This is a genomic window from Methylomagnum sp., from assembly GCF_054333355.1.
On sequence record NZ_JBTEKS010000465.1, the window covers coordinates 1 to 3173 of the forward strand.

Consider the following 3173-nt stretch of genomic DNA (forward strand, 5'->3'; position numbering starts at 1 on the left):
CCTGGCATCTCCAATCCATTGTCTCGGACAACCATTGTCCTACGCCAGCCGCCTCCCGCTTTCAGCAAACGTGAAAATGGCCAAAGTCGAGGACTATCACATCCAGGCTTAAGGGTTTGTTTTTTAATGACCCAGCGTAATAAAGATCGCGCTTGGTGCCCCCAAATATGCCCCCAAAAATCCGGCGACATTTTTTCGTGGTCATGCGCCTATCGTATCCAGCCGTTAAGGGGAAATCACGCTCTTTAACCCGTGACCGCTTCCGCCCCTTCCCCTAACAGCCGGTAAACACTCGCCTTGCTAAGCCCGTATTCGCTCATCAAGTCCTTGATGAGCACGCCCCCTGCCCGCTTAGCCTTCATTTCCTCGATTTGATCCGGCGTCAGCTTGGCTTTCCGCCCGAATTCCACGCCCGTTTCCTTGGCCGCTTCGATACCGTCAAGCTGGCGCTCTTTCCTGATTTCGGTCTCGAACTCGGCGATGGCGGACAGCATGTTGAACATAAGCCGTCCGGTCGGGGTGGTGGTGTCTATCGCTTGGTCGATCACCCGAAGCTCCACGCCTTTCCGTCTTAGCTGGTCGGCGATTTGGGTCAAGTGCAGGGTGGAGCGGGCCAGCCGGTCAAGCCGGGAAATCACCAAGGTGTCGCCTTCCCGCAGATAGTCGAGGCACGCTTTGAGTTGGGGGCGGTCGGCGGTGGTGCCGGTGCGCTTCTCCTGAAAAATCTTGTCGCACTCCCGAAGCTTTTGAAGTTGCACGTCGAGGGATTGGCCGACGGAACTTACTCGCGCATATCCAACGGTTGCCATAGCGGTGTCCTCCTTCGGAATGTCTCATAAAGTCTTGGATGTTGGCGGAATCAAATTATAAGACATTAAAAAAGACACACAAGGGGACAGGTCTCAAAAAGTACACTTTTTTAGACCGTTCCGAGTCGTTCGCTATTGCGAACTGGTTCTATATTCATGCGTCCAGGGCAAAGCGAATAGGCATAGGCGTTTTTGAGTCTTGGCGGGGTAATCGAACCCATCCGCTAGCAGGAAAGAAATCCCACCCGGCTTTAATCACGAAGCATCCCGCCATGCCCTCAAGCCCGTTTGGCCGTCGTCTCATTCACTAGCCGCGCAATCTGCTCCCCCAATTGCTGCGGCTCCCAGCACACCAGGAATTCCCATCTTCCCAACCCACCCCAATGATTGACCGCCGCCGTCCAGCGCCGGGCGGCCTGGTGCTTGGCGTCGGTCTCCGGGTGGGGCTGGCCCTTCACTTCCAGAGACAGGGTGATGCCGTTGACCAGCAGCACCAGATAATCCGGCTCGTACACACGGGGAATGCCGAAGAATTCATAGGGGATGTTGAATTCCAAGTGGTCGTTGCGGGCATAGGCCAGCACCAAGCCTTCCTGTGCCAATTGCTCCAACCGGAACATGGCCGCTTGCTCCCAAGTGTTGGTATCGCAAGCCACATAGTTCAGATGGCTATGGGTGGTCGCCTGGATGGGCTTGACGGTCTTGAAATGGACCTTGCCGGTGCTGCCGATGGGCTGATAACGATTGAGGCGGGGCAACAGCGGGGTTTCGCCGTGGTCTTCGTCCGGCTCGATGGCCGCGACCAGCAAGCCGACGATGCGCTGGGCGTAGTTTTGCAGGCCGATTTCGCACGGGTGGCAGCCGTTCAGGTCCACGCGGGTGTCGATATAGTTCTGGACGATGCGCACCACTTGGGGAAACAGCACGCTGCGGCCCTGCCGTTGCGGCGTCTCGCGGCCCGGATGGCTGGTTTCGGTGAGGGCGCGGACGATTTCCCGAGCGATTTCAAAGGCGATGGTCTGCGGGTGGGTGGATTGGTAATACGCCTGCCGGTCCACCTGCTCGAAGCCGAAGCCGCCGTAAGCGCTGGGATGGCCGATTTTGTAGCCCACTTGGGGGCGCACGAAGGCGGCGGTCGGCGTACTGGATGGGTCGAGCCGGGTGCGTTCCACTTGGCTCAGGTCGCAACGCACCCGATGGTGCTTGAGGTCCACCACATAGCCCTCGACCACCGGGAAGCGGATTTCCAGGTGTTTCCGTTCGGATAGCGCTTTCACCTCGTGCTTCGGTCGGTCTTCCGGCGGCGGGCCGTTTTTCGGTTTGCGGCCCTTGAACGGAATCAGGGAGAACGGCACGCCGAACACGTCCACATATTCCTCGGTCAGCAGGCCGGTATTGGGATCGGGCGTGTAGTCCATGCGCCGCAGTCCCCGCCCCACCACCTGCTCGCACAGCAATTGGCTACCGAAGGCCCGCAAGCCGAGTATGTGGGTCACGTTGTTGGCGTCCCAGCCCTCGCTGAGCATGTTGACGCTGACCACGCAGCGGATGCGCTCGCCCGGTTCGCCGGGTCGGCCCACACTGGACACGATCTTGCGCAGTTCTTCCGCCGCCTCCTTGCGGGTGGCCTTGGGGTCTTCGCTTTCGGCCTGGGCCAACAGGTCCGAGTCGATCCGCAAGGTGACTTCCGCGCCGGGCTGGCTCCACAGTTCCGGGAAGCCTTGCAGGCCAGGGTTATAGCGCTTCTGGGGCTTGGGCTTCTTCTTGCGCTTGGGGCTTTCGTCGTCGTCCGCCTCGTCGTCGGTCTCGTCCACCACCACGGTTTCCTCGCCGGAAATCATCCGGTGGAAATGCTCGGCGATGTCGGTGTTGTCGCACACCACGATCATCACTGGTGGGGTGCGGTCTTGGCCGGGGGTGGAGGCGTTGAGTTGCTCGTAACGCTGCTTCCATTCCCCGGCCAGGGTGAGCAGCGCGTCTTCGGCCTTGCGGTAGACCACATCCGGCTTGGGTTTGCCGCCGCTGAGCTTTTCGCCGCGTTTCAGGCCATCGGTGATGTTCTGCCAGAGCTTGAAATACTTGGGGTCGGGCCGTCCGGTGTTGTCCTGGGTGGGGAGTCTCGGAATCTTGGTGATGCCGCTTTCGATGGCGTCCACCAAGCTGAAATCGCTGACGATCCAGGGGAAGGGCGAACCTTCCGGGTAGCCGCTGCCGTGGATGTAGAGAGGTGGCCCCGGTTGTTTGAACAGGATTTAAGCCGGGATAAGTGGATGCCCTGCTGGGTTAAGCGGCCTTGGGAAGGGCCGGTCGGGGTTTAAAGTAGACCTCATCCGGGGTTTGGCTGTCCAGACTCGAATGGGGTCG

General features: G+C 59.7%; 2 protein-coding genes. Both read right to left on the bottom strand.

Translation table 11 applies throughout. The features are described from left to right. Positions 1 to 245: 245 nt before the first annotated feature. Positions 246 to 809 carry a recombinase family protein gene (locus tag ACXWUF_RS21100; RefSeq protein WP_458503386.1) on the bottom strand — a complete coding sequence of 188 codons (564 nt, stop codon included), beginning with the start codon at positions 807 to 809 and terminating at the stop codon, positions 246 to 248. Positions 810 to 1087: 278 nt separating this feature from the next. Further along, positions 1088 to 2965 carry a hypothetical protein gene (locus ACXWUF_RS21105; RefSeq protein ID WP_458503387.1) on the bottom strand — a complete coding sequence of 626 codons (1878 nt, stop codon included), beginning with the start codon at positions 2963 to 2965 and terminating at the stop codon, positions 1088 to 1090. Positions 2966 to 3173 lie beyond the last annotated feature (208 nt).

Coding starts and splice junctions, on each gene's coding strand:
- ACXWUF_RS21100 (WP_458503386.1), bottom strand. CDS start 809: ATGGCAACCGTTGGATATGCGCGAGTAAGTTCCGTCGGCCAATCCCTC.